Origin of the sequence: Mucilaginibacter aquaedulcis (assembly GCF_030409325.1) — a bacterium.
GTDB classification, from domain to species: Bacteria; Bacteroidota; Bacteroidia; order Sphingobacteriales; family Sphingobacteriaceae; genus Mucilaginibacter; species Mucilaginibacter aquaedulcis.
Genome location: NZ_JAUFPR010000002.1, coordinates 68,366 through 94,291 on the forward strand (window position 1 = coordinate 68,366; position 25,926 = coordinate 94,291).

Sequence of the window (25,926 nt, forward strand, 5' to 3'; positions counted from 1 at the left end):
TTTGGGAGGAGCCCATAAAACAGCAGGCCACCCCATGATAATGAGGCGGCCTGGTTTGTTAAAGCAATACTTATTTAAAAATTGAAACCAATGCGTGCAAAAAAGCGACGACCATTTCCGCCCATTTGTACGGCATCAAAAGGTCCCGCAGGTTCGTTATTATAAGCCCAGCCTTTGGCACCCTTTACATAACCAAGATCGGGGTGAACGTTAAATACATTGTCTGAACCGATAGAGATACGTGATGATTTGCTGATTTTATAACTAAGATATAAATCACTTACTACCTTGCCGTTGTAGTTATAAACATCAGGTAATTGTCCTGAGCCGTTATCGGCAGGAACGGTAGGGGTCAAGGTGCTTCCGTCGCCATAACCATCAATTATCACCTTACCAAAATAGGTAAAGCGAGTGCCCACGGTAAAATCCTTATGTCCAAATTCGGGATTTAAAGATAGTTTTTGAGGTGGAGCCGATGCCAATATAAATCTCTTTTCCCTTTCGCTTAAAAAGGTTTCCTGCAATTGCGGAGTGGTACCTAATATTGGCGGGTAGTTAACCTTATCAATATTCATGTGCTGAAAGTTGCCGGTAAACAGTACTCTGAAACGGTTGCTGCCGATGCTTTTGTTATAATCGATAACCACATCTAAACCACGATTGGTAGTGTTTACCGCATTTGCGAAAAACTGGGCCGAACTAACACGTAAAGCATTCAACGCGGCAATAAATGTTGGATCAAGGGTATCGTCAGATGCGCTGAATTGTCCTGAAAGTACCACGCGATCCTTCACTTTTATTAGGTAACCATCGGTAGTTATACTCAACTCGGGTATGGGTTTAAAAGTAAAACCAAGGCCCAAGTTTTTTGATTTTTCCTGTCTTAAAGTGGCAATACCCGCCGCTTTGGTAATTGGGCTGTAGTTAGGAGCTATTTTTACTTCGGATATTACACTGCCCTGTACGTTGGTAAATGTTGAGCTGTAATTGATCTGTTGTAAGGATGGTGCACGAAAGCCGGTACCTGCAGAAGCCCTGATATTAAAATTATCGGTTACCTTATACCGGGTAGCCAGTTTGGTATTAAAGTTAAAACCAAAATCGCTGTAGTGTTCCAGACGGTTAGCAAAATCAACCAGCCATTTTTTAGTTATATCAGCCTCCAGATCAACATAGCCTCCAAATACCGAACGGTTATCGGTACTTGCGTCACTTGGCTGAAAACCTGGAAAACCCTGTGATCCTGCGGCTTTAACACCAGTAGGGTCATAGTTTTTATAGGATGCTTCTTCGCCGGCAAACAGTTTATAGCGTTCGTAGCGGTATTCGGCACCAAAACCAAGATTCAGACCTTGCATTACGGTTTTGTAATGTTTGGTGACATTCAGATTTGAGGTGCTTTGCAAAAATTCCGATCCACCATCGTCGAAATGGGTTTGGGTGGCACCCAAAGAGGCATTAAAAGTTTTTTCTCCAAAAAAGTGGAATTTATTATTACCTGTGTTATTGCTCAGATCCCAGTCCCAACCATCGCCTATGGTTCCTTTAAAACCGGCAGCCACCGCTATATCCGTAATATGTGTTTGAATAAGCGGATTAAAATATGATTCGCCATCGGGCGTATTAAATATGATGCCATTAACCGGGATCAGTTGATCATCGGCGGTTGTAGGGAAGCGTTCGGGCCTGGCCGAAAAATTACGGGTGAACGCGTAGGCATCAGAGGCTTTGTAACTATAACCGCCGAAGCTATAAAAGGTGGTTCGTGTACCAGCCAACGGAATTTCGCTATTGTAAAAAATAGTACCGGTTTCTGCCGAACCTTCACCGTTAGCTCTTCTGGAGGTGTTTACTGGTAAGGCGTTAGGATTGGCTGTTGTGGTATCATGCGCCTGGCGAAAAGTTTTGCCGTTTTTTGTGTAATCGCCGGTTATGTTTATAAAACCATCGCCTTTGCCAATGGCTAAGCCATAGTTTGCATCAATGGTAATACCGTTACCGTCAATAGCTCCGCCATGAGGATATTGGGCTGCGGCTACACTTTTGCCACTATTAAAGGCTGGGTCATAATAGCCTGAATAGCCTACGTTTGCGGTAAACTGATTTATATTTTTCTTTAATACGAGGTTAATTACCCCGGCTATAGCATCAGAACCATATTGAGCAGAAGCACCATCGCGCAGGATCTCAATTCTGTCGATAGATGCGGTGGGGATGGCGCTCAGGTCAACACCGGAGTTACCACGGCCACGCGTGCCAAACACCGATACGAAGGCGGTAGAATGGCGCCGTTTACCGTTGATCAGAACCAATGTTTGATCGGGGCCAAGACCGCGTAAGGTGCCCAGTTCCACGTGGTCGGCACCGTCGGAGCCTGATTGTTTGTTGTAGTTAAATGATGGAGCTGAGTAGTTTAATATATCAGTTACATCTACACGCCCTGTGCTTGAAGCCGCTTTGGTCAAATTTACCACATCAACAGGTACAGCGGTTTCCAGCTTTACGCGGCCTGCTGATCGTGTACCTATTAGTACTACCTCGTTAAGCTGTGATACATCACTAACCAAGGTAACATCAATTTTGTTACGGCCACTTACAGCAATGGTTAAAGGTTTGTAACCGGTGAAGCTGATGATAAGTTCGTCATTAGCGGAGGCGGAAATTGAAAACTGCCCTTTTGCATTAGTACTTGTGCCCTGGTTGCCACCTTTAACCCGTACAGACACGCCGGCCATGGTTTCTTTATTGGCGGCATCAGTAACAGTTCCGGTAATGGCAGTTTTTTGAGCGAATGTTATTTCTGCACTAAACAAAAATAAAATAATAAGAAATAGTAAGTTTTTGATCATAAGAACAGGGGTAATGTTAATTATTAAACTAATATTAACCCAATATAACATTTTAGTTACATGATTTTCAAACTTTGATATTAAAAAATATGATTTTAGCTAATTTTTGTTTCGTTTACTTAGAAAATTTCAAAATTAATGAAAATAAGCAGAAGTTAAATTCACTCTGAATAAAAAAAATATAAATTAATAGTGTTGTTGTGTTTACTTAGATGCTAATTCTAAATAATTTCAAGTTTTAGATATGTGATTGCTTTATTTAAGTGTTAAACGAACCAAATATTGTTTATATTCATCTTCAAGCAAAACTTCCATATTATAGCCTGCTTCGTTAACTACAGTCTCTAACGTTTTTTCATCAGCATACAGCCACGGAAACCAATCTGTTTTATGCTGTTTATATTGATATTGGTACTGGATCTCACCATAGTATCTGCCATTATCTGGTAATTTGCCTTCATATAAATAAGCTACATCTGATGAATCGAACAAAAGCTGTCCGCCTTGATTAAGCAGTAGTTTAGCGTGTTGTAAAAAAGTTTTCAGATTAAGGAGGGTACCCGTAAGCCCAATGCCGTTCATGAGCAGCAGCAAGGTGTCATACCTTTGTTCCTGGTATTCAAATATGTCAGCAGTGATTATTTTATTTACGCCACGGGCTTGCATTACTTCGGTAGCGAGGGCAGATATATCAAGAGCAGTTACATCAAAGCCGCGTTCCTGCAACAGCAAGGCATGGCTCCCCGCGCCTGCGCCAATATCCAACACTTCTCCGCGGCATTCGTTTAGTGCAAGCCATTCTATATCAGGCATGTCATCTTCATCCCGAAAGTAAATATCAATGGGCATTTCTTCCTTAGGGCCATACTGGTTGTTGATCCATAGCTTATGCTTTGGCTTTTTATAATAATGATCATGTATGGCCTGGCCTAATATATCTTTCATATTGGCATCAAAAGTATGAATTGATGGCTTAATTTAATTAATATGCCTACATTAAATACCTTTGGCGTATATGCTGGCACATTATGGTTTATTGATTATTATTTTAATTGGGGGTGTAGCTTACAGCGTATCTGCCCGTAAGCTTACCCTTACAGCGGCAATAACCGGAGCTGTTGTGGCTTGTCTTGTTTTTGCAGGTGCAGGCTACACGGGTGTAACCATGATGACCACCTTTTTTATTTTAGGATCGGCAGCAACATCCTGGCAGCCGGGAAAGAAAGATGCTTTTACTGAAAGCGGTGAGCGTAAAAACGGTCGCACGGCAGGGCAGGTGCTGGCCAATGCAGGTACCGCTGCCATAACCGGGTCATTGGTTTTTGTATCTCCATCGTATACACATTTATGGGTATTGATGATGGCTGCAAGTTTTGCATCGGCTACTGCTGATACATTATCATCTGAACTGGGTACAGTATACGGAAAGCGTTTTTTCAATATTATCACCATGAAACCTGATCAGCGAGGGCTCGATGGTGTAATCAGCCTGGAGGGGACATTGATCGGTATCGGTGGAAGTGCAATTATAGCAATAGTGTATGCTATCGGTTTTAGTTGGGATGCCGGTATAATTACCATTATTATTGCCGGAACGGTAGGTAACTTAGCTGATTCGGTATTAGGTGCAACATTGGAGCGAGCTAAATATATAAGGAATAACGCAGTGAATTTTTTAAATACCTTGATAGCCGCACTTATTGCCCTATTGATCTACTTTATTTAACATTAATAATTATTATGGCTTTACTTATTATAATCCTGATCATTATTGTGCTTGGTGCTTATTACATTATTAGTAAAAAGCGCAAAGCAAAATTATTCATGGCCGTTGCAGAGCCTGTTTTTAAGTCACTTTTAGCACAGCATATACCATTTTATCAGGCATTGGATAATTCTGCTAAGCTTATTTTTGAGCATAAGGTTAGCGAGTTTTTGGCAGGCATTACTATTGAAGGGGTTGGAACCACTGTTGACGATACAGATAGGGTGATGATTGCCTCAAGTGCTGTGATTCCGGTATTTGGTTTTAACGATTGGAAATACAGCAACCTCACCAACGTAATTTTATATCCCGATACATTTGACGGTGAGTTTCAGTTTGAGGGCGAAAACCGGAATATCCTGGGCATGGTAGGTTCGGGATATATGAACGGACAAATGATCTTATCGCGGGCGGCGCTTATTAAGGGATTTTCGCGATCGGCGGGGAGAGAGAACACTGCGATACATGAGTTTGTACACCTGCTTGATAAATTTGACGGAGCTACCGATGGCGTTCCCGAAAATTTGCTGGCTCATGAATATGTAATGCCCTGGCTAAAAATGATACACCATGAAATTCATAAAATTGAAGATGGCGAATCAGATATTAACCCATATGCTATAACCAACGAAGCGGAATTTTTTGCCGTTGTTTCCGAATACTTTTTCCAGAAACCTCACGAACTTAAACACAAACACCCTGATCTGTACGGCATGCTTAGCAAAATATTTATGCAGGATAGGGGTTAGGATTAGTATCAAGCAGTTAGTATCAAGTAGCGAGGTTTTGGGCTATATCATTAGTAAAAAAAGCCAATAATCTTCTGTCTTGATACCCGATACTAACTACTTAATACTATAAGCCAAAGCCCAAATCAAGCTGACCAGCCGGTACGTAGGTTTGGTTTGAGTGGCTGATATGATATACGGGTGTTTCTTCCATACGCGATGCTACAATGATCCGGATGCCATCGGCACAGGCCGTAAATAATTCTTCTACCAGTTGAGGGTTATTGTTGTTGTGGGATAGGTGGGAGAGTAGCAGGTGTGTCATATGCGGCGGGCGATGAGTGTTAAAAAGAGCAAGCGCCTGTTTGTTTGATAAGTGCCCTTTACCACCACGAATTCGTTTTTTGAGGTAATAAGGATACCCACCATTATCAAGCATTTCATCATCATAATTGGCTTCCAAAAAAGCCGCATGACATTGACTAAAATACCGGATTAACCGATCGCAAACTACACCAATATCTGTAAATACACCCACATTAATATCGCGGCAGCTAACAATAAAACTATGCGGCTCAGAGGCATCGTGTTCTTTAGGGAAGGAGGTAACTTGTAATTCGCCAATGTTTACAGTTTCAAACTCTTTGAGGTGGTAAACACGTTCCATATCAATGCTGTTAGCTAAATGCAGCAATGTTCCGGGCGTAATGTATACCGGCAGGTTAAACTTTTTGGCCAGCACCGGAATGCCGCGAATATGATCTGAATGCTCGTGCGATACAAATATGGCCTTTACCTTTTGCATGGAAAGGCCAAGGCGAGCCATCCTTTTTTCGGTTTCACGGCATGATATGCCAACATCAACCAATATAGCCTCCTGCTCGTTCCCTACGTAATAGCAATTGCCGTTACTTCCCGAATTTAGTGATGTAATGAATAATGACATGTAAATACAAAGTAACGGATTTAAGCTAAAATTCACCATCGCTTAACACCAAGTGTTTAAAAATAATCACTAATATTTTGAGGCTATAAAAAGCTGCTTATATTTAGCCCCATGGATTCACTGCAAACTTTACCTGTACTTGATGCTACCGAACTGCGCGTATTAGGCTCGCTGATGGAAAAAAGCAAAACCACGCCCGACTATTACCCCATGACACTAAACGGTTTGACTGCTGCATGTAACCAGAAAACATCGCGTAAGCCGGTTGTTAATTATGATGAGGGTACGGTTACCGATGCATTGAATACCTTGAAAAGGCGCGGACTTATTTCTACCGTTACAGGCGGTTCTATCCGTAACATTAAGTATAAGCACAACTTCGCCATTGTTTTCCCGGTGATACCGGCAGAAGTAGCTTTAATTTGTCTCCTTATTTTGCGCGGCCCCCAAACCCCGGGCGAATTGAATACCAACTCGGGCAGGTTATATGAATTTGAATCGATAGAGGAGGTGCAGGAAATATTGGAAAAACTGGCTAATCCCGAATTACCTTACGTGGTACAACTACCAAAACGCCCCGGACAAAAAGAGGTAAGGTACGCCCATTTATTAGGCGGCACGCCAGAATTTAATGATGATGATGAGCTGGAAGAAACCACCGGTAGTAGGGGCTCAGGAGCACTGGAGGCCCGTGTAGCCAAGTTGGAGCAGGATCTGGCCGAAATGAGAGAGGCCTTCGATAAGTTGATGAAAGAATTGATGGGATAAGCCTAATCAGGGCGGATCAGTTTTTTACTTAATCTTCCGTTTTTTAAGCCATCATATGCATTTTTCATTACCGAAACCAGCGCTTCGGTTTTCATAGGTTTGGCAATATAGTCATCCATGCCTTCGCTCAAGCAAAGTTCCCGGTCGTCGGGGCCTGCGTTGGCGGTCATGGCTATGATATAAGGTTGTTTAAATGCGTACTTACGAATATACCTCGTGGCTTCAAAACCATCCATTTCGGGCATTTGTACATCCATGAATATAAGGTCAAATGGAGTAAGCTTCAGCTTATCCAAAGCTTCGAGGCCGTTTTGAACTATAGTGAATTCATAGCCCAAACGGGTGAGCATATGATCAATCAGTTTTTGATTTACCTCATTATCCTCGGCAATTAAAATGCGCATAGGATGCTCTGTAGCAAAGTTCTGTTGAAATGGTTTGGATGGCTTATTATTTTCATGAAACACAACCTGCGGGTGATCATGAAACTCAGCCTGTATACTTTTACCCAAATGACTCTGTTTAACAGGTTTGGTTAGTATTGCCGAAAATAATTGCGGATATTTTTTCTTGGAGCCATCGCCAATTGAGCTCAGCATAATAACGGGTAAATCCTTGTAATTTCTTTTGATTGCCCTGGTAAGCTCTACGCCGTCCATATCAGGCATTTCCATATCGGTTATTACCAGGTTAAAATCAGGGTCATTGGTTAGTAAATGCAATGCCTCTTCGGCCGATGACGCTGTTTTGGTTACCAATCCCCATAGTTCAAGCTGGGTTTGCAGGATGTATCTGTTTGTTTGATTGTCATCTACCACCAATATCCTTTTACCCTCCATTTCGTCAGTGTTAAACACTATCGGTAAATGTTTCGATTGCTTTTTGCTCACTGCTGCCCTAATGGTGAACATAAAAACCGAGCCTTCTTTAAAAACACTCTCTACCCATATTTCGCCACCCATTAGTTTTACCAGCCGCTGGCTGATCACCAAACCTAAACCTGTACCACCATATTTTCTGGTTGTTGACGAATCTACCTGCGAAAACGCGTTGAAAAGATCATTTATTTTTTCCTTCGGAATACCAATACCGGTATCCATCACGCTAAAGCCCACCTCTATTTCGCCGTTTTCAAAGGTTCTGGATAAAAATACCTTGATAAATACTTCGCCTTTTTGCGTAAATTTCAGGGCATTACTTGTTAAGTTGGTTACTACCTGCTTTAAGCGCAAACTATCGCCTACAATTTGCTGAGGTAATGATTGGTCTATATAATAAACCAATTCAATATCCTGACGGGATGCTTTTTGGGCAAACATATCCATAACCTCTTCAATGCAATGGCGCAGGTCAAAATCTTCTTGCTCAATATCCATTTTACCCGATTCTATTTTTGAAAAATCGAGTATATCATTGATAACATTAACAAGGGTATCACCACAGGAAATAATGGTATCAGTATATTCACGCTGTTCGTTACTTAGTTCCGTTTCACCTAAAAGCGATGCCATACCAATTACGCCATTCATAGGAGTACGTATTTCATGGCTCATGGTGGCCAAGAATATGCTTTTAGCCTGGTTGGCTTTATCTGCATCTTCACGGGCCTTCTTTTCCTGTAAGCGCTGCAGTTCCAATTCTTCTGATTGAGCCAGCAACTCCTCATTCAATGCCTTAAGCTCCTCTGATTGCGACTTTAGTTCAGAATTTAAATTTTTGAGGTCTGCTGATTGCTGCTTTAGTTCCTCCGATTGTTGTTTTAATTCATCTGACTGTTGCCTTAATTCTTCCGATTGTTTTAAAACCTCATCAGTACGTTCAGAAACCTGCTGCTCTAACCGGGCTTTTTGCTTGATGATCGCATTAACTTTAACCCGGTAAATCGTATATATCAATACAAAAATAAGCGCCAGCACCAGTAAAATAAACCACCAGGTTAACCAGAAGGGGGGTAATATATTAAGCTCAAGCGTTAACTCGTGTCTTGACCAGCTGCCGTTGCTATTTTGACTTTTTACCTTAAAGATGTAATTGCCCGGCGGCAAATTGGTGTACGTAGCTGTGTTTTTACTGCCTACATAATTCCAGGTTTTGTCGAACCCGACCAACTGATAAGCATAAGCAACCTTATTGGCCGAGGCATAATCTAAAGAAACAAACTCAAATGAAATTACCGACTGATCATGGGTTAAAGTTATAGCTTTGGTTACGGTAATATCTTGCTTTAGTGGTGATGCCTTGTCTGCAACGTGTACGCTTTTAGTAAAGATTTGAAAATCAGTTAAAACGAGGGGTGGGTTGTAACTGCTCTCTATTATTCTATCCGGATCAAACGCGTTAAATCCGTTAACTCCGCCAAAGTACATAGTGCCATCATGGCTTTTTAAGGCTGCATGGGGTTTAAACTCATCGGCCTGTAAGCCATCATCAACAGTAAAGTTTTTGAATTTTTTTGTATCAAGATTGTATCTTGATAAGCCGCTGTTTGTGCTTATCCATAAGTTTCGGCTATTATCTTCCCTTACAGCATAAGTGTAATTGTTGGGCAAGCCGTCGCTTGTTTTTAAAGCTGTGAATTTTCCAGTTTTAGGATCAAAGCGATTGATACCATCAAATGTACAGATCCATAAATTTCCGGCATGATCCTCAAGCAGATCGACGGCTGTATTATTACTTAGGCTGTTTTTTGAATTATCGTGTTTGTAAACAGTAAATGTTTGTGCTTTTTTATCGAAAAGGTTAAGGCCGCCATCATTGGTGCCCACCCAAAGATTTCCATGAGAGTCCTGCAGCAACGAATTAATGTTATCGCTGCTTAAACTTTTAGGATCATTTGCCTTATGCCTGAAATGGGTGAATTTATTTGTTTGAGGATTGTACAGGTTAAGTCCCTGGCCAAGTGTACCAACCCATATCTGATTTTCTTTTGTATTAAGTATTGAATATATATTATTACCGCTTAGGCTGCTACTATCTGCCGGGTTGTGCTTAAAGGACTTAAACTTACGTGTTTTGGGATCCATAATGCAGAAGCCATCGCCCCATGTACCAATAAGTAAATTGTTTTTTGCATCCTGCTTTATGGTTAAAATGAAATTGCCGGGTATGCCGTTTTTGCTTTTTTCGTCGTGTTTAAATACGGTGAAATTGCCGGTATCAGGGTCAAATAAATTTAAACCGCCGCCATCTGTACCTATCCAGATGTTGTTTTCGTTATCTTCAAAAAAGCTCAGTACAAAATTATTTGAAAGGAAGTTGGGTTGCGAGTTGTGTTTATAGTGAACAAAGTTTTCCTTTATTTTTTTGTATAAACTAACTCCAGAGGCAAATGCGCCAAGCCACATGTTGCCAACATTATCCCTAAGTATAACATCAACAGAATTACTGGGGAGGCTGCTATTATCTACATCATCCTGATAATGGTTCCGGAAAGTATTATTTCGAGGATTGAATATACTTAACCCGCCATTTTCTGTACCTATCCATAAATTACCATTAGTGTCTTCGGCAACGGTTTGTACATCATTATAAGAGAGTGAGTTTTTATTTGCCGGGTCATTTTTAAAGTGTTTAAAGGTGCCTGCCGAACGATTGAATAAGTTGATTCCTCCACCTTCGGTACCTATCCATATCCTGTGATTGCTATCCTCAAAAATGCTGTTTATTTTACTTGATGATATTGATCTCTCATCTTTTTCGTCATGTTTAAATATGATGAACTTTTGGGTTTGCGGATCAAACAGGTTTAGCCCCCCTTCGGTTGTTCCAATCCATAACTTACCGGTGCTGTCAAAAAAAAGCGCTCTCAGGTAATTATCGCTAAGCCCTTTTACCTTCCCTGACGAAAATTTATAATGAATAAATTTATTTTGAGCAGGAATATATTCATCAAGCCCTTCCTTTTGGTTGGCTATCCACAGGTTATCATTTTTATCAAAGGCAACTCTTATAATGTAATTGCTTGATACGCTGTTTGCATTGCTGTCGGAATGTAAATACCGGTAAAAACGATTTTTTTTACGGTCATATTTATTAAGGCCGCCACCGATGGTAGCTATCCAAAGATCGCCGTTTTTGTCCTCTGTAATATGATTGATGTAATTGTCGCCAATGCTGGTACTATCGGCAACATCGTTTCTGAAAATTTTAAATTTATTACCATCAAAACGGTTTAAACCATCGCGGGTACCTACCCAGATAAAACCTTTACTATCCTGAAAAATGGCATTAATATTTAACTCTGATAGATTTGAGCGGCTACCAATGCGCTGGAAATGAATAGGAGGGTCCTGAGCAAAAACACATAATGATATGGCTTGAAATAATAAATTAAGATAAAACTTAAGGCCAGTCATTATATCGATAAATTAATTAAGAGGTAACAATACACCTGTAGTGCAAGTGGTTATCTAATTTACTAAAATACTATTAAATAAACATATAATTGTACTTGGCATTTTAACGAATAAATAGAAGGTTTAGTTAAGGGTGGGTGTAAAAAAATTAACTCATGGTAAATTCTGACATTGAATTAACCCCATAGTTATAAATATATTTTTGTATGTTATTATATATTAAACAAGTTTACTTTTGCATCTGCAACAACAAAGCAAAGACCCGCTTCACGGTAAAACATTAGAGACCATTTTAAATGAACTGGTTGCTCATTTTGGCTGGAGCGAGCTTGGTTATCGCATCCGCATCAATTGTTTTCTGGATAACCCGAGTGTGTCATCGAGCCTGAAATTTTTACGCAAAACTCCATGGGCACGCAAAAAGGTAGAAGATCTTTATATAGCTTATTGCAGTAAATAATTAGTGTTTACGCTTGTTGTTCATCTTGGCTTTCTGGCCCGAGCTGTAGTTATATGTTTTTGCGTTAGCAGCTTTCTTTTCATGAAACGCGGCACCAACAATTGGAGCATCCTGGTTTGATTTGGCCGGTTTCTTTTCAGCTTCTTCCTTTTTAGCCTTTGTGTCTTTTTCTATAACCAGTTCTTCGGGTAAGGTTGCAGGTGCTATCTTTTTACCGGTAGCCTGCTCAATTTTTTTAACCTGGCTCAATTCAATATCGGTGGCAAAGGTAATGGCCAGCGTTTCGTCATCGCTATTTGGCTGATTGTTGGTGATACGCTCAATGAATAATTCATTCTCTGCCGGCAGATCAAAGTGAATGAAGAATGGTACGCCATTCAGGTCAATAGTTTCATTGTTTTCGTTGGTCACAATTAAAACCCTTGAATTTTCGGCTGCCTTAAAATCCTCTACACTTTTAAAACCACTCGTATCAAAAAACTTAGGGTTTAAATACGCCACAGCATCACGCAGACGGCTGTGCAGACTTTTATATACTTTATCGGCTGTAGCTTGTGTATTTACAAAAACAACGGTTTTGGTAAATACCTCATCATCATACAGGAATAAATTAAGCAGGTTTAACTTGGTGCCAAAATTAGGCACGTTATACAATAACTGCGGATAAGTTTGTAAAGGAGCTTCGGCCAGTTCTTCAACCTCAATAATGGCAGGCTGATTCATGAACGGGGCCAGCATTTTTTCAAGTTTGCTGTGTATCACTTCTGTGAAAACCAGATGCTGGCCTCTGCCAATGCTATTGGCAAGTTCAACAACAGGTAACTGCAAACCTTTTTTTACCATAAGGTCGGCATCATCAACTATAAAAAGATCAACCTTGTTAAGGTTAAGTCCCAGCTTTAGGTAAATTGCCCTTGCCCTGTCGGGAGTGGCTACTACAATATCAGCTCCATCAGCAAGCGCATCCATCTGGGCTTCAACACCCGGTGCAACGTACAGGCCAACTATTTTAATGGATTTATTTTTATTAAGACGATCAAATTGTTCAATTACACCAAATACCTGATCCTTTTCCGGCACCAGGATCAACACCTTCGGAACCCCCTCAGGAGCATAATTAAAGCGGTTTAAAACCCCTAAAACATAAGCAGTGGTTTTTCCGGCGCCCTCTGGTGCAACGGCTATAATGTCCTGACCGCCAACTATCCTGGCAAGGGTTTTGAGTTGCAGCTCTGTAGGGTTTGCAAAACCAGCTTCATTTACTGATCTAACCAATTGTTTATTCAGCTTCAATTTTTCAAACCACACCATCAGGACTTTATTTAATTATTTAAGAGCGCGAAATTACCAATTTACTTGCTCATATCCATAAAGATTAAATATATAGCTATTTATAATGCCTGCCAGGACGTAACAGCATCATTTTGAAGCAATGCCGAAAAGGTTGTTCGCGGTGGAAGATCGAGATAAGGATAAGTGACTTTTGAAAGGTACAGACCTTGCGGATAGGCCGGGATTATAATGTCAGGTGTTTGTTTGCTGCTTAAATAAAGCTCAAACTCATCAACGCTCATATCGCCACGGCCAATATCAAGCAGGCGGCCTACAATGATCCTGATCATTTTGCTTAAAAACCGATTGGCCGATATGTGAAACCTGATCTTGTCGCCACTTTTATCCGTAAACAATGCAGCCGATGATACATTGCAAATGGTATGATCTATACGATCGGGCATTTTACAAAAAGCCCGGTAGTCATTGTATAAAGGCAGTAAAGCCACTGCTTTTTTCATGGCATCCATGTCCAGTTTTTTTTCAAGGTACAACGAGCTGAATCCGCTTAAAAAAGGGTCTTTATAGGTATGAATAAAATAATCATATGCGCGCTGTACGGCATCAAAGCGGGCATGGGGTAAACCCTGCATGGGTATAATATCAAACAGGGCAATATCATCGGGCAGTATTTTATTGAGCCTGAAAAAGAAGAGGTCTGCATCCCATTCCTGCTCTATATCTGCATGGAAGAAGAACTGGCTGGCGTGTACGTGCGCATCGGTACGGCCGCAGCCAACGATGGATAGTGGTTGCTTAAAAAGCTTGCTCAGTGCATTTTCCAATACAAGCTGTACGGTAACAACTCCTTTGTGTTTTTGCCAGCCGCTATATTGAGTACCATGATAACCGATGTGAAAAAAGTAGCGCATAAATTGATGGCTTAAAAATCAGTAAAAAAGCTGGTAAAGCAGTTATAAAACAAAAGCCTCCTGTTTAATATTCAGGAGGCTTTTGCAAATAGGTTGAATGATTAATTATACTTTTTTAGGTGGCAGATCAAAAGCGATAGCATTGTGCTCAAAATGACCTTTGTGTGAGCCATCGCAAAATGGCTTGTTGGCCGATAAGCCACAACGGCAAATTGATACCACGGTTCTGCCTTGTAAACCGTATTGGTTGCCTTGCGCGTCTACAATTTCAAAATCACCTTCAATTTTTAAAGAACCATTATTATTTATGGTAAGTTTAGTTTTCTCCATCTGTTAAAATTTTGCGCAAAGTTAATCAACAGGCACTCCTGCAAAGGATCGATTTCTAATTTAGACCTGTTCCTGATTAGGCATCACAATACCTATAAATGACAAATTTATGATGCGCAAAACCAGGGGTTAAAAAACATAAGTTTTAGCTTTGTTAAGCATGGCTTTCAAAAGCACATGCATCATCATTAATCAAAATTTACCTCAACATGGATTACAGACAATTAGGTGCATCGGGCTTAAAAGTGCCCGTTTTAAGTTTCGGAACTGCCACCTTTGGCGGCGGTAATGAGTTTTTTAAAGCCTGGGGCAGCACGCAGGTTGATGAAGCCAAGAAGCTCATTAATTTGTGCTTAGATGCAGGGGTTAACTTTTTTGATACGGCCAATGTGTACTCTCGCGGTTTATCAGAAGAAATATTGGGTAAAGCTCTTGAAGGTTTGCGTAACCAGGTGCTGATATCCACAAAATCAACCTTTACCATGGGCGATGATGCCAATGATTACGGCTCATCCCGCTATCACCTGATTGAGCAGTGCAATGCCAGCCTGCGCAGGTTGAATACAGATCATATAGATGTTTACCACCTGCACGGTTTTGACGGAACCACACCTGTTGAAGAAACCCTGCGCGCGCTTGACGATCTGGTAACCAGCGGCAAGATCCGTTATATAGCCTGTTCAAACTTTTCGGGCTGGCACCTGATGAAATCTCTTTCTGTATCTGAGCGTTATGGTTGGAGCAGGTATATAGCGCACCAGGCTTATTATTCATTATTAAACCGTGAGTTTGAATGGGAGCTGATGCCATTAGGTATTGATCAAAAAGTGGGTACCATTGTTTGGAGTCCGCTGGCATCTGGCCAGTTAAGTGGTAAGTTCAGAAGAGGATTGCCAATTCCTGAAAACTCAAGAACCGTACAAGGCGGCAGTCATGGCCCTGCCACTGATTTTGATCACCTGTACAATATTGTTGATGCGTTGGACGAAGTAGCCGCAGAAACCGGTAAATCAGTGGCACAGGTTTCCATAAACTGGTTATTGCAAAGGCCAACCGTAGCCAACATTATTATTGGCGCCCGTAATGAGGAACAGCTGCAGCAAAACCTGGGTGCCATAGGCTGGAACCTTACTACTGATCAGGTTAAAAAACTGGATGCTGCCAGCGAAACCGACCCTATATACCCATACTGGCACCAGCGTCAAAACACTACGCTTAACCCACTGCCTAAGTTCTATTAAAGTTATTTCCGCGATCAGAATTTTCAGAATTATGATGTAATTTTATATATTCTGAAAACTCTGATCGCGGATTTATGGCTACAGATATGCTTGTTTTTATGCAGTTTATGCGCAGTACATTGCTGCCTCTGCCCGGTGTAACCGAAAAAATGTGCTTTGACGATCCCGCCTTTTATGTAAATAAAAAAATATTTACCAACATTAAACTAAAAAACGAATTGCTGGCTATATATACCCTTGAGCGCGATAAGTGGATAGCTGCCGATCCGGATACGTTTTTTATTACCAATCATTATATTAACTATAAGTATATGCTGGTTCGGCTTGAAAGTGTGTCTCCAGATGATCTCAAGGCACTTTTAATAACCGCCTGGTGTAATCGTGCAAATAAAAGGCAAATCAAAATGCATGAAAATGAAACTATTGGTATAAAAAAATAAACAATAGTTAATTTATACTTTCTTTATAAAAAAATAACCTCCTTTTTTTATAGGCTTTCTAAAACATTAGCTAATTTGCGTTATCTTATAGATAAATACCTTGAAAACCTAATAATCCATTATAGATATGATTAGCCGTAGAAAGTTTATTCAGTCAACTTCAATAGCAGGCACTTGCTTCCTGCTCACTCCCGAAATTTCAAAAGCCAGCTTTTTAGGATCACCAAATAATAAAGTAGTATTAGGCATGATGGGCACCAACAGCCGCGGCCTTTATCTCGCCCAAAGTTTTGCTAAAATACCTAACGTTGAAATTGGTTACATATGTGATGTAGACTCGAAAGTGGTTGAGAAAACAATTAATGAGATCTTTAAACAAACAGGGAAAAAACCAAAAGGTATTACCGATATACGGAAGATGCTGGAGATAAAAGAGATAGACGCTGTCGTGATAGCTGCTCCCGATCACTGGCATGCGCCTGCTACTATCATGGCTTGCCAGGCCGGTAAACATGTGTACGTTGAAAAACCTTGCAGCCATAACCCGCACGAAGGCGAAATGGCCATTGAAGCATCAAAAAAATACAAGCGCCTTGTACAAATGGGCAGCCAGCGCAGATCTTTCTCCAATGTGCAAGCCATGGTAAAAGAGCTTCATGATGGAGTTATCGGTCGCGCGTACTATGCCAAGGGCTGGTATACCAATCATCGCTTAAGTATTGGCAAGGGTAAGCAGGTTGCGGTTCCCGAAAATCTTAATTATGATCTGTGGCAGGGCCCCGCGCCACGCATGGCTTATCAGGATAATTTGATTCATTACAACTGGCACTGGTTCTGGAACTGGGGAACAGGTGAGGCGCTTAATAACGGTACACATGAACTGGATGTGATACGCTGGGGCTTAGGAGTTGATTACCCAAGTAAGGTAGTATCAACAGGAGGCCGTTTTCATTTTAATGATGATTGGCAAACACCTGATACGCAAAATATTCTGTATAACTTTCCAAATAACACCGCTGCCGAATGGGAAAACCGCAGCAGTAACGGCTTTAATATAGAAAAGCTGGGCAGGGGGGTAGTGTTTTATGGCGATAAGGGAACTTTGTTTTATGGCAGCGGTAACGGCTACCAGGTATACGACGGCGATAACAAACTAATAAAAGATGTTAAAGACGATACCGTTGTTGATGCTACCAATAAGGTGAGCCCTACAGAATCGCTTGATGGTTTTCACTTCAAAAATTTTATTGATGCCATAAGGCGCGAAGCCTCGTTGAACTGCCCTATAGAAACCGGGTTTAAATCAACCCTGTTACCTCAATTGGGTAATATATCTTACAGGGTTGATCGGGTGCTGCATATTGATCCTTCAAACGGGCATATCCTGAATGATCCGGAAGCCGTTAAACTCTGGAGCAGGGAATATGAAAAGGGTTGGGAAGTAAAAGTTTAGTTACATTAATTCATTTTGTTAACCAGGAGTGGCTATTGTGGCTTTTAAAACTGTTGTAATCCATTGCGGTAACGTGTTTTTTACTAATTTTAAAACTCATAAACCACTCTTATATATAACCTATGAAGAAAATCTTATACCCGGCCATAGTGCTTTTTGCTGCGGCTGCTTTACTTCCTGCTACAACTCATGCTCAAAACACATTATTTGACGGAAAAACATTAAAAGGTTGGAAACGTCTTGCGGGTACGGCCGATTATAAAGTAGAAGATGGCCAGATTGTTGGTACCACTGTTTTAAACTCAGGTAATACATTTTTAGTTACCGAAAAAGAATACGGCGATTTTATACTGGAACTGGACGCTAAGATTGAAAGTACGCTGAGCAACTCAGGTGTACAAACCCGCAGCCACTATGATCCAGCGGGCCACGAAGGGAAGGGCAAAGTTTATGGCAGGCAGTTTGAAATTGATCCATCTGACCGTAAATGGACAGGCGGTATTTATGACGAAGGCAGGCGCGACTGGCTTTACCCATTGGATCTGAATGCCAAAGCGAAAGATGCCTTTAAAGTTGGTGAATTTAACCACATCCGGATTGAGTGTATAGGCAACGAAATGAAAACCTGGATCAATGACGTTCCAACTGCCGATGTAGTTGATACTGTTGATCAAAAAGGTTTTATAGCACTGCAGGTACACGCGGTAACCGAAGAAAAGCAAGCCGGCAAAAAAGTATATTTTAAAAACTTTAAGCTGCAAACCACCAATTTAAAACCAAAACCATTCCCGAAAGATGTGTATGTGGTAAACCTGAAACCAAACAGTATAACCGCCACTGAAAAAGCTGCCGGATGGAAACTGTTATATGATGGTAAAACCAATACAGGCTGGCGTGGTGCTACCCTCAAAACGTTCCCTGCTAAAGGTTGGGAGTATACCGATGGAGCCATGCACGTACTGCCATCGGCCGGTAAGGAAGAGTCAGGTGGTGGAGATATAGTTACTAACGATGAATACAGCGCTTTTGATCTTTCTTTTGAATTTAAACTTACCCCAGGAGCTAATAGCGGAGTAAAGTACTTTGTTACCCTGAAAGAGGTTACAGGTGGTTCGGCCATTGGTTTAGAGTACCAGGTGCTTGATGATAAGTTACATCCTGATGCCAAGCTTGGCCGCGACGGCGACCGCACCCTGGCTTCGCTTTATGATTTAATTAAGGCCAACAAGCAGGAGCGTTTTGTGCACCCGATAGGTTCATGGAATATAGGCCGCATTGTAGTGTATCCTAACAATCACGTAGAGCATTACCTGAATGGTGTTAAAGTATTAGAGTATGACAGGGGCTCACAAGCTTATCGCGATCTGGTTGCTATAAGTAAATACAAAGTATGGAAAAACTTTGGGGAAGCTCCTGAAGGTCACTTATTGTTACAGGATCATGGTAACGAAGCTTTTTTCAGAAATATAAAAATTAAGAATCTTAAATAAGAGACCCACCCGGCCTTCGCCTGAAGGGGAGGCCTTTGAATGACATATAGTTTATGCAAGACTTACGAAGTTTTTAAAACTTCGTAAGTCTCATCTTCATTAACAGAAAAGACTTTAAAAAACGCTTTTTCAAGTCTTCCCCTTTCAGGGGGATTTAGAGGGGGCTATCTCTCTATAACGAACTCCTCCGCGTAACCCGAAAAGGTACTGCAAAATGCTCATAACTATTGTTCAGGGCAAATTCGGCTGCCTTACTGCCCATTAATTTAAAATCTGTTGATATGGTAGTAATACCATCCAGAATGATTTCTTTCAAGGCAGTTTCGTTGTAAGATATTACACCCACATCTTTGGCGACTTTTAAATTGGAAGCAATTACTTTTTTTATCAATACAACAAGATCATCTTCTGTTAGGCTGATGTATACCGTTTGTGGTTGTATGTTTTCGGCCGATAGGGAATCAACCACGGCATAATCAAACGCGTACTGCCTGCAAAAATTTAAAAAGCCCTTTAGTATTTCTTTAGAATGATATGTTTTACCAGGAAATATCAGTTTTATGGTATTATATGTGCTTAGCTTATTCAGCATGCCTTTAAGCGCCTCATACACATCAACCGCAAAGTTTTCGTAAATAGCCGCAAATTTACCAGTCACTCCCGGTACCAGGTTATCAAGCAAAATCAGTTTATCCTTGGGAATGGTATTGATAATTTCGTGAGCCTTGCTTTCATTGTCCATAAAATGGGGGATAATGATATACTTAGCATAATCGCTTTGGGTGCTTTCGGCAATTATCTTCTTGAAAAAATAAAAATCGTTGTTGTAGATGTAAAAGTCGATAGCTGCTTGTTCGCCAATGGCAGCTACAAATGTGTCATAAATGATCTTTTTATGAGCACTGAGTTTATTGAATAATAAAAATATTTTAAGCGGCTTCTGAAAATCGGTATTTGAAATAAAAAAACCTTTGCCTGGTACCGAGCTTACAATGCCTTTATCTTTCAGTTCCTTATATACACGTTCAATAGTATTGCGTGAAGTATCCAATGCAAAACTCAGATCATTGATAGAGGGTAGCATATCATCTTTAACAATATCACCGCTTTCGATAGCCCTAATAATAGCGTTTGATAACTGCAGATATTTAGGGGTAATGGAATATTCGTCGATGGTTAATATTTTCAGATAATTCTTCACGCAGCTGTAATTGGAATGTAGCAAGGGTAATATTACAAAAATTTAATTTAGTCGTAAAAAAGTTGGGTGGCGATGGTCTGAAAATATACATATATTTATATTGAGTATTTGTATTCAGCTCCTTTACAGGCAATTGTAAGGCGCTAAAATTTAAACCGTACCCTATGTTATTAAACTTACTTAAACCTAAATTTCTTCTTTTTGCAGCATTATTCTCTGTGGGTTTTGCTGCCAACGCAATAGCTCAAGACCCATACCATAATCAACGGCAAGACTGGCTAAAAAAAGCTGAAGACAATAAGCCGCAGCTATCAGAAACAGATAAATATCCTGTGGGTTTGGTTAAGCTTGAAAAGGACGCGACTGCTTTTCAGGGGTGGAAAGCTTCAACCGTTGACAGCGCAGGGAAACTATATAATAGCTCATTTAAAAACCAAAGCGGCGTGATCGTTGATTTTGGCGAACACCTAACCGGATACCTTACATTTACTCTAAAGGCCCTGAAAGGAACACCCGATGCACCGGTAAGGCTTAAGTTTACCGTTGGTGAAGTTCCATCAGAGCTTGCTTTACCCTTTGATCCGTATAAAGGGGAATTAAGCAGGGCCTGGCTTCAGGATGAGATAGTTACTGTGACCACCATACCTTCGCCGGTTACCATACCACGCAGATTGGCTGGCCGTTATGTTAAGATCGAGCTGCTGGGCACATCATCAAATTTTGATTTCGCGATAGGAAGTTTGGAATTTAAGGCTACCACAGCTGTAACCGCTAAGCCTCCGCTTTTGGCATCAACAACGCCTAAGCTTATTGCCGATATTGACAGGGTGGGCCTTAACACGTTAAAAGAGTGCATGCAAACTGTTTATGAGGATGGCCCTAAGCGCGATAGAAGGCTTTGGATCGGTGATCTTTATCTCGAATCATTGGCTAATCAGTATTCTTACCAGAATAATGCACTTACCAAAAGGTGCTTTTACCTACTGGCAGGCTTGTCTGACAATGATGGAATTCTGATCTCTAACGTGTTTGAAAATCCCGAACCTCACGCTCAGGCCGGCAGCCGCTTGCTTGATTATTGCTTTTTGTTTAATGTGGCTTTAAATGAATATGTAAAGGCCACAGATGACAAGCAAACCGGGCTCGACCTTTGGCCTGTTGCTAAAAAACAACTGGATATAGCAAGAAAATACGCCGGCAAGGATGGCATGATGGATTATATAAAAGCTGGCAAAGAATGGTGGGTGTTTTTTGACTGGAAAGATGGTTTAGATAAACAAGCCAGTTTGCAGGGGATCACTCTATATACCCTCAACCAAACCTATGAACTTGCCAAACTGTTGGGTAAAGAGGGAGATGTGTCGGATATTCCGGCATTGGCCAAAAAACTAAAAAGTGCCGCTTACAAAAATTTGTACAATCCTAAGTCTGGCTTGTTTGTGAGTGGAGCAAACCGGCAAATATCTTATGCCTCACAAGCGTGGATGGTGCTGAGCGGGGTAGCTTCAAAAGCACAGGCTCAAACTGCCTTAAAAGCAGTTACCACTGTAAAGGATGCTGTACATCCGGGAGCACCTTACTTATATCATTATTACGTAGCTGCGCTCATAGAAAGCGATCTGAAAAATGAGGCTAAAGAAGCCGTTCAAAACTACTGGGGCGGCATGGTTAAAAAAGGTGCTGATACCTTTTGGGAAGTGTATGACCCTAACGACGAATTGAAATCGCCCTATGGTTTTTACCCGGTAAACAGCTACTGCCACGCCTGGAGTTGTACTCCGGTGTATTTTATTCGTAAATACCCGGAAATATTTCAGCGTTAGAACGTTGATTTGGATTGATTAATTTGATTTCGTGGATTATACCTTATAGATGATTATTGATTATTTTGATTAGTTTTCTTGATTTTAATTTCAATCAATGATCATCTGCAATTTGGCCGGGTGCTTTTTTCTTAAAGCTGTAGTATAAATAGCCCAAGGCCGGGAGTATAAATAAACTACCCACCAGTAAGCCTATACCCAGATCGTCAATGGATTTTCCTGTAGCATGATCTGTAAGCAGCGACATGGAACTACCATCCTTAAATATTACAAATCTCGGGAAACGGGTATGCCCAACCGAAATCAGGATCATACTTACCTGGAAAGCGGCCAGCACCCTGATCCACTGCTTGTTTTTTGAATCGGAGATAATGAACCACAGCAATACAAGCGATAACGTGGCTGCTATTACAGCCGCTAAACTTATCATATTGCCAAAGATCCAATTAGCTAAATGAACCTTTTCAATACCAGAGGCCACAAATACCAATGCGCCTAATATTACGGCTGCAATGTTCATGGCTTTAGCCTTTCTTATAAACCGTTTAACGTCATAAACTTCAGGGCATTCGCCAACAAGGTAAATGGCTGCCAGGAAACCACAAAGCGCCACAGTAAAAAGCCCTACTGATACCGAAAACCAGTTTAGCCAGCTAAATATATAGGCATCGGCAAAGTTCCTGGCGTTAGGGTCTATCTGCCCGGACAAGGCGCTGCCTGCTATAATACCCAGGAACATGGGTGTAACAAAGCTCGAATAAACAAACATGTGGTTATAAAATCCTTGCGTTTTTTCGTCTTTAATAGCATCATAATTACGGAAAGCGAAGGCAGTTCCCCGGGCAATGATACCCATCAGCATAATCAGGAGAGGGATATGCAGGTAAATACACATTTCGCTATAAATAGTAGGGAATCCCACAAACAAAATAACCACTGTAATAATAAGCCACATATGATTGGCCTCCCATATTGGGCCAATGGCCTGGTAGCTTGTTTTACGTGTACGGTGTTTGTTATCGGTACTGGTAAAAAGCTCGATAATACCCGCGCCAAAATCGGCACCGCCCAGCAGGAAATAGAGTGTAATGGCTGCAAATAAGAACAGGATAACAACGTATAACATAACTGTATGGGTTAACGGTCGTACAATTTAGGTACCATTTGTATCTGCCTCTTTAAAAGGAAAATAACAAAGATACTCAGCGTAAAATAAATGAAAGTAAACAGGTAAAATGAGTACTGGATACCCGGCATTGGCGTAACCGCCTCACTGGTACGCATTACACCTTGAATTATCCAGGGTTGGCGGCCAACTTCGGTCACCGTCCAGCCAGCTTCCAATGCTATAAAGCCTGCAGGGGTGACGTAAATAAACATTTTCAGGAACCAACCCTTGTCAAACCAGCTTTTCTTTTTCCACAAGGCAACGAAGTATAACACACCAATGAGCATCATCAGCATACCAAAGCCCACCATAATTTGAAAGGCATAATGTGTAACAGCAACAGGAGGCTGATCTTTAAATGGTATCTTATCAAGCCCGTTCACCTGTTGTTTAAAGTTATCATGTACCAGGAAACTGAGCAGACCGGGTATCTCCAAACCATAATTTACCCTTTTTGCAACAGTATCCGGAATACCACCAATAACAAGAGGCGAATAAGGTTGAGTGTGGAAATAGGCCTCCATGGCGGCTAACTTAGCTGGCTGCCTTTTGGCCGCACCTTTAGCAGAAATGTCGCCGCTGAAGGGTTGCAGAATAGCTGCTGCCGCGCCAAAAATGATGGCGATCTTAAATGCCTTGCTGTGAAAATGCACATTGCGATTACGATAAATCATCAAGGCATGTATGCCCGCTACAGCGAAACCAGTTGCCGAAAATGCCGCTATGGTCATGTGCAGCGATTCGGAAAACCAGGCCTCATTGAACATGGCCTTTAATGGATCAATATTGAGGTATTTACCGTTAACAAAATCAAAACCTGAAGGGCTGTTCATCCATGAATTGGCCGATACCACCAATATACCCGAAGCAATACCGCTGATGCCCACTACAATACCTGTAACCCAATGGAACCAGGTGTTTAACCTGTTCCAGCCGTAAAGGAAAAAACCGAGGGCTATTGCTTCAATAAAAAAGGCCACGCCCTCTAACGAAAACGGCATACCAAATATAGGGCCCGCGTGTTTCATAAAGCCTGGCCAGAGCAGGCCCAGCTCAAAAGATAACATAGTGCCAGAAACGGCTCCCGTAGCGAAAAATATTGCCACTCCTTTACTCCAGGCTATCGTGATGTTTTTGTAAACCGGATCTTTAGTTTTTATCCATTTATAGTGCGATATGGCCATAAAAACCGGCATCACCATGCCAATGCAGGAGTAGATGATATGAAAACCTAATGATAAGGCCATTTGCGACCTTGCTGCAATAAAATCATCCATATTTCTTGTAATAAATAATGGTTGAATTTAAAGCTTAATGTAACAAAAATGATAAGATTTGCTAATTGATATTAAATATAAAATATACTTTTTAGGTGTAATCAGTTGTATTTGTTGAGAAGATTTAGTAAAAATCAAGATTTATACTGCTCTGCAATTGAGTAAAAATTAAAAGTGGGTGTCATTTCGATAGAGCATGGTGGGAATGTGAGTTGAGCGAAAGAGAAATCTTGTACAGCATGCCAGTGGGTCTGCTGATTATATAAGATTTCTCCCCGTTCCTCGTTCGAAATGACAATGGTCGTTCGGTTTACTTCTTACTTACGTTTTGTCGATCCCCGGATAATCAGTTCAGGTTTAATACTGATGATCTTGGGTTTGGTAGTATCTGTATTGCCAATTTCCTGGAAAAATAAATTGGCGACTGTGTTACCCATATAGACACTAAACTGATCGATCGTAGTAATTGAGGGACTGGTGATCTCCGAAAAACTCTCATTGGCATAACCGCAAATGCCCAGCTCAGATGGTACCTTGATCCCCATTAGGTTAGCTACTTCCAATACGCCAAGCGCCGAAAAATCAGAGGTAGATGCAAATATGGCATCAGGAGGATGGGGCAGGCTCAGTAATTTGCGGGTGCCTTCGGCACCCAGTTCTTTGGTCCAGGCGTTCTCAACTATCAGCTCTTCAACCACCGGCACATTATAAAGTTGAAGCGCTTTTAAATATCCTTCTTTACGTTGTTTAAAAATGCTGAGGTTCTGCGGTCCCTCAAGCAGGCCTATGCGCTTATAACCTCCTTCAATCAGGTGCGATACGGCCTCAAATGAAGCCTGCACATTATCATTGATCACTTTAAGCGTTTCCAGTTCTTCGGCCACACGGTCAAACTGAATAAGCTGTATGCCATGGTCAAGCACATTTTGAAGGTGCTGGTAGTCATAACTATCGGCCGATACGGATATCACAATACAATCTACATGTTGATTAATAAGCGTATTAACACATTGGATCTCTTTTTCATGATCCTCGCCCGATTGGCAAATGATCAGGTTGTAACCCTTTTGATAGGTCATTTCCTCAATACCGGCAATCACGTTTGAAAAAAAGTTCTGATTAATACGCGGCACAACCACACCAATGGTTTTTGACTGGCCCTTGCGCAGGTTGGATGCCAGTATATTACGTTTATAGTTAAGCTCATCAGCAGTTTTCATGATGAGCTCCTTGGTTTTTTCGTTCACCTGACTGCTGTTATTCAGCGCTCTTGATACCGAAGACGCAGTTATGCCCAGTTTGGCAGCAATGTCATATATGGTGGTGCGTTTTACTTTTTTCATTATAAAATGCAAGTTGGAAAAAATATTTTACGCAATCGATTGTAATTTTAAATATTTATTTAATTTCGTTTCGTTAAGTTACCAA

20 protein-coding genes are annotated in these 25,926 nt (G+C 41.1%); 9 read left to right on the forward strand and 11 right to left on the reverse strand.

Annotation, left to right across the window (positions count from 1 at the left end; genetic code table 11):
- Positions 1-74 precede the first annotated feature (74 nt).
- A complete protein-coding gene (locus QWZ01_RS04920; RefSeq protein ID WP_290322140.1) occupies positions 75-2,849 on the reverse strand; it encodes a TonB-dependent receptor in 2,775 nt (924 codons plus the stop codon).
- 255 nt (positions 2,850-3,104) lie between these two features.
- Positions 3,105-3,794 (reverse strand): class I SAM-dependent methyltransferase, encoded by a 690-nt coding sequence (locus QWZ01_RS04925; RefSeq protein WP_290322141.1) that lies wholly within the window; start codon positions 3,792-3,794, stop codon positions 3,105-3,107.
- 70 nt (positions 3,795-3,864) lie between these two features.
- Between QWZ01_RS04925 and QWZ01_RS04930 the strand changes: the two genes are divergently transcribed.
- Positions 3,865-4,575, forward strand: coding sequence for a DUF92 domain-containing protein (locus tag QWZ01_RS04930; protein ID WP_290322142.1), 711 nt, complete (start codon positions 3,865-3,867; stop codon positions 4,573-4,575).
- 14 nt (positions 4,576-4,589) lie between these two features.
- A complete protein-coding gene (locus QWZ01_RS04935; RefSeq protein WP_290322143.1) occupies positions 4,590-5,363 on the forward strand; it encodes a M90 family metallopeptidase in 774 nt (257 codons plus the stop codon).
- 106 nt (positions 5,364-5,469) lie between these two features.
- On the opposite strand, the gene QWZ01_RS04940 is transcribed toward QWZ01_RS04935, so the two are convergent.
- Complete coding sequence (locus tag QWZ01_RS04940; RefSeq protein WP_290322144.1) at positions 5,470-6,288, reverse strand: MBL fold metallo-hydrolase; 819 nt, start codon at positions 6,286-6,288, stop codon at positions 5,470-5,472.
- 111 nt (positions 6,289-6,399) lie between these two features.
- Between QWZ01_RS04940 and QWZ01_RS04945 the strand changes: the two genes are divergently transcribed.
- The gene (locus QWZ01_RS04945; RefSeq protein WP_290322145.1) at positions 6,400-7,056 is read left to right on the forward strand and encodes a YceH family protein; all 657 of its coding nucleotides are present in this window, start codon (positions 6,400-6,402) and stop codon (positions 7,054-7,056) included.
- A gap of 2 nt (positions 7,057-7,058) precedes the next feature.
- On the opposite strand, the gene QWZ01_RS04950 is transcribed toward QWZ01_RS04945, so the two are convergent.
- Positions 7,059-11,411: a hybrid sensor histidine kinase/response regulator gene (locus QWZ01_RS04950; protein ID WP_290322146.1), complete on the reverse strand. Its 4,353-nt coding sequence runs from the start codon at positions 11,409-11,411 to the stop codon at positions 7,059-7,061.
- Between the two features lie 235 nt (positions 11,412-11,646).
- On the opposite strand from QWZ01_RS04950, the gene QWZ01_RS04955 reads away from it, so the two are divergent.
- On the forward strand, positions 11,647-11,871 hold the full coding sequence (locus QWZ01_RS04955; RefSeq protein WP_435404558.1) for a VF530 family protein: 225 nt from the start codon (positions 11,647-11,649) through the stop codon (positions 11,869-11,871).
- Here the strand turns inward: QWZ01_RS04955 and QWZ01_RS04960 are convergent, their stop codons facing one another.
- The 3 genes from QWZ01_RS04960 to QWZ01_RS04970 all read right to left on the reverse strand — a co-directional run bounded on the left by QWZ01_RS04960 (position 11,872) and on the right by QWZ01_RS04970 (position 14,405).
- A complete protein-coding gene (locus QWZ01_RS04960; RefSeq protein WP_353959386.1) occupies positions 11,872-13,182 on the reverse strand; it encodes a DEAD/DEAH box helicase in 1,311 nt (436 codons plus the stop codon). It lies immediately after the preceding gene.
- Between the two features lie 80 nt (positions 13,183-13,262).
- On the reverse strand, positions 13,263-14,075 hold the full coding sequence (locus tag QWZ01_RS04965; RefSeq protein WP_290322147.1) for a tRNA pseudouridine synthase A: 813 nt from the start codon (positions 14,073-14,075) through the stop codon (positions 13,263-13,265).
- Between the two features lie 105 nt (positions 14,076-14,180).
- Positions 14,181-14,405, reverse strand: coding sequence for a CDGSH iron-sulfur domain-containing protein (locus QWZ01_RS04970; RefSeq protein WP_290322148.1), 225 nt, complete (start codon positions 14,403-14,405; stop codon positions 14,181-14,183).
- 209 nt (positions 14,406-14,614) lie between these two features.
- Between QWZ01_RS04970 and QWZ01_RS04975 the strand changes: the two genes are divergently transcribed.
- The 4 genes from QWZ01_RS04975 (at position 14,615) to QWZ01_RS04990 (ending at position 19,029) form a co-directional block, all read left to right on the forward strand.
- Positions 14,615-15,646 (forward strand): aldo/keto reductase, encoded by a 1,032-nt coding sequence (locus QWZ01_RS04975; RefSeq protein ID WP_290322149.1) that lies wholly within the window; start codon positions 14,615-14,617, stop codon positions 15,644-15,646.
- 74 nt (positions 15,647-15,720) lie between these two features.
- Complete coding sequence (locus QWZ01_RS04980) at positions 15,721-16,086, forward strand: MmcQ/YjbR family DNA-binding protein (RefSeq protein ID WP_290322150.1); 366 nt, start codon at positions 15,721-15,723, stop codon at positions 16,084-16,086.
- Between the two features lie 127 nt (positions 16,087-16,213).
- Positions 16,214-17,539 carry a Gfo/Idh/MocA family protein gene (locus QWZ01_RS04985; protein ID WP_290322151.1) on the forward strand — a complete coding sequence of 442 codons (1,326 nt, stop codon included), beginning with the start codon at positions 16,214-16,216 and terminating at the stop codon, positions 17,537-17,539.
- A gap of 122 nt (positions 17,540-17,661) precedes the next feature.
- The gene (locus QWZ01_RS04990; RefSeq protein ID WP_290322152.1) at positions 17,662-19,029 is read left to right on the forward strand and encodes a 3-keto-disaccharide hydrolase; all 1,368 of its coding nucleotides are present in this window, start codon (positions 17,662-17,664) and stop codon (positions 19,027-19,029) included.
- A gap of 172 nt (positions 19,030-19,201) precedes the next feature.
- On the opposite strand, the gene QWZ01_RS04995 is transcribed toward QWZ01_RS04990, so the two are convergent.
- The gene (locus QWZ01_RS04995) at positions 19,202-20,230 is read right to left on the reverse strand and encodes a GntR family transcriptional regulator (RefSeq protein ID WP_290322153.1); all 1,029 of its coding nucleotides are present in this window, start codon (positions 20,228-20,230) and stop codon (positions 19,202-19,204) included.
- A 164-nt stretch (positions 20,231-20,394) separates the two neighbouring features.
- Here QWZ01_RS04995 and QWZ01_RS05000 point away from each other — a divergent pair, with 164 nt between their 5' ends.
- The gene (locus tag QWZ01_RS05000; protein ID WP_290322154.1) at positions 20,395-22,053 is read left to right on the forward strand and encodes an alpha-L-rhamnosidase-related protein; all 1,659 of its coding nucleotides are present in this window, start codon (positions 20,395-20,397) and stop codon (positions 22,051-22,053) included.
- 94 nt (positions 22,054-22,147) lie between these two features.
- Here the strand turns inward: QWZ01_RS05000 and QWZ01_RS05005 are convergent, their stop codons facing one another.
- The 3 genes from QWZ01_RS05005 to QWZ01_RS05015 all read right to left on the reverse strand — a co-directional run bounded on the left by QWZ01_RS05005 (position 22,148) and on the right by QWZ01_RS05015 (position 25,841).
- The gene (locus tag QWZ01_RS05005; protein WP_290322155.1) at positions 22,148-23,179 is read right to left on the reverse strand and encodes a cytochrome d ubiquinol oxidase subunit II; all 1,032 of its coding nucleotides are present in this window, start codon (positions 23,177-23,179) and stop codon (positions 22,148-22,150) included.
- An 11-nt stretch (positions 23,180-23,190) separates the two neighbouring features.
- Positions 23,191-24,498 (reverse strand): cytochrome ubiquinol oxidase subunit I, encoded by a 1,308-nt coding sequence (locus QWZ01_RS05010; RefSeq protein WP_290322156.1) that lies wholly within the window; start codon positions 24,496-24,498, stop codon positions 23,191-23,193.
- 317 nt (positions 24,499-24,815) lie between these two features.
- Entirely contained in the window at positions 24,816-25,841 is a 1,026-nt protein-coding gene (locus tag QWZ01_RS05015; protein ID WP_290322157.1) for a LacI family DNA-binding transcriptional regulator, read from the reverse strand.
- Positions 25,842-25,926 lie beyond the last annotated feature (85 nt).

Coding starts and splice junctions, on each gene's coding strand:
- QWZ01_RS04970 (WP_290322148.1), bottom strand. CDS start 14,405: ATGGAGAAAACTAAACTTACCATAAATAATAATGGTTCTTTAAAAATT.
- QWZ01_RS04945 (WP_290322145.1), top strand. CDS start 6,400: ATGGATTCACTGCAAACTTTACCTGTACTTGATGCTACCGAACTGCGC.
- QWZ01_RS04980 (WP_290322150.1), top strand. CDS start 15,721: ATGGCTACAGATATGCTTGTTTTTATGCAGTTTATGCGCAGTACATTG.
- QWZ01_RS04925 (WP_290322141.1), bottom strand. CDS start 3,794: ATGAAAGATATATTAGGCCAGGCCATACATGATCATTATTATAAAAAG.
- QWZ01_RS05000 (WP_290322154.1), top strand. CDS start 20,395: ATGTTATTAAACTTACTTAAACCTAAATTTCTTCTTTTTGCAGCATTA.
- QWZ01_RS04960 (WP_353959386.1), bottom strand. CDS start 13,182: ATGGTGTGGTTTGAAAAATTGAAGCTGAATAAACAATTGGTTAGATCA.
- QWZ01_RS05015 (WP_290322157.1), bottom strand. CDS start 25,841: ATGAAAAAAGTAAAACGCACCACCATATATGACATTGCTGCCAAACTG.
- QWZ01_RS04975 (WP_290322149.1), top strand. CDS start 14,615: ATGGATTACAGACAATTAGGTGCATCGGGCTTAAAAGTGCCCGTTTTA.
- QWZ01_RS04990 (WP_290322152.1), top strand. CDS start 17,662: ATGAAGAAAATCTTATACCCGGCCATAGTGCTTTTTGCTGCGGCTGCT.
- QWZ01_RS04940 (WP_290322144.1), bottom strand. CDS start 6,288: ATGTCATTATTCATTACATCACTAAATTCGGGAAGTAACGGCAATTGC.
- QWZ01_RS04920 (WP_290322140.1), bottom strand. CDS start 2,849: ATGATCAAAAACTTACTATTTCTTATTATTTTATTTTTGTTTAGTGCA.
- QWZ01_RS05010 (WP_290322156.1), bottom strand. CDS start 24,498: ATGGATGATTTTATTGCAGCAAGGTCGCAAATGGCCTTATCATTAGGT.
- QWZ01_RS04935 (WP_290322143.1), top strand. CDS start 4,590: ATGGCTTTACTTATTATAATCCTGATCATTATTGTGCTTGGTGCTTAT.
- QWZ01_RS04930 (WP_290322142.1), top strand. CDS start 3,865: ATGCTGGCACATTATGGTTTATTGATTATTATTTTAATTGGGGGTGTA.
- QWZ01_RS04965 (WP_290322147.1), bottom strand. CDS start 14,075: ATGCGCTACTTTTTTCACATCGGTTATCATGGTACTCAATATAGCGGC.
- QWZ01_RS04985 (WP_290322151.1), top strand. CDS start 16,214: ATGATTAGCCGTAGAAAGTTTATTCAGTCAACTTCAATAGCAGGCACT.
- QWZ01_RS04950 (WP_290322146.1), bottom strand. CDS start 11,411: ATGACTGGCCTTAAGTTTTATCTTAATTTATTATTTCAAGCCATATCA.
- QWZ01_RS05005 (WP_290322155.1), bottom strand. CDS start 23,179: ATGTTATACGTTGTTATCCTGTTCTTATTTGCAGCCATTACACTCTAT.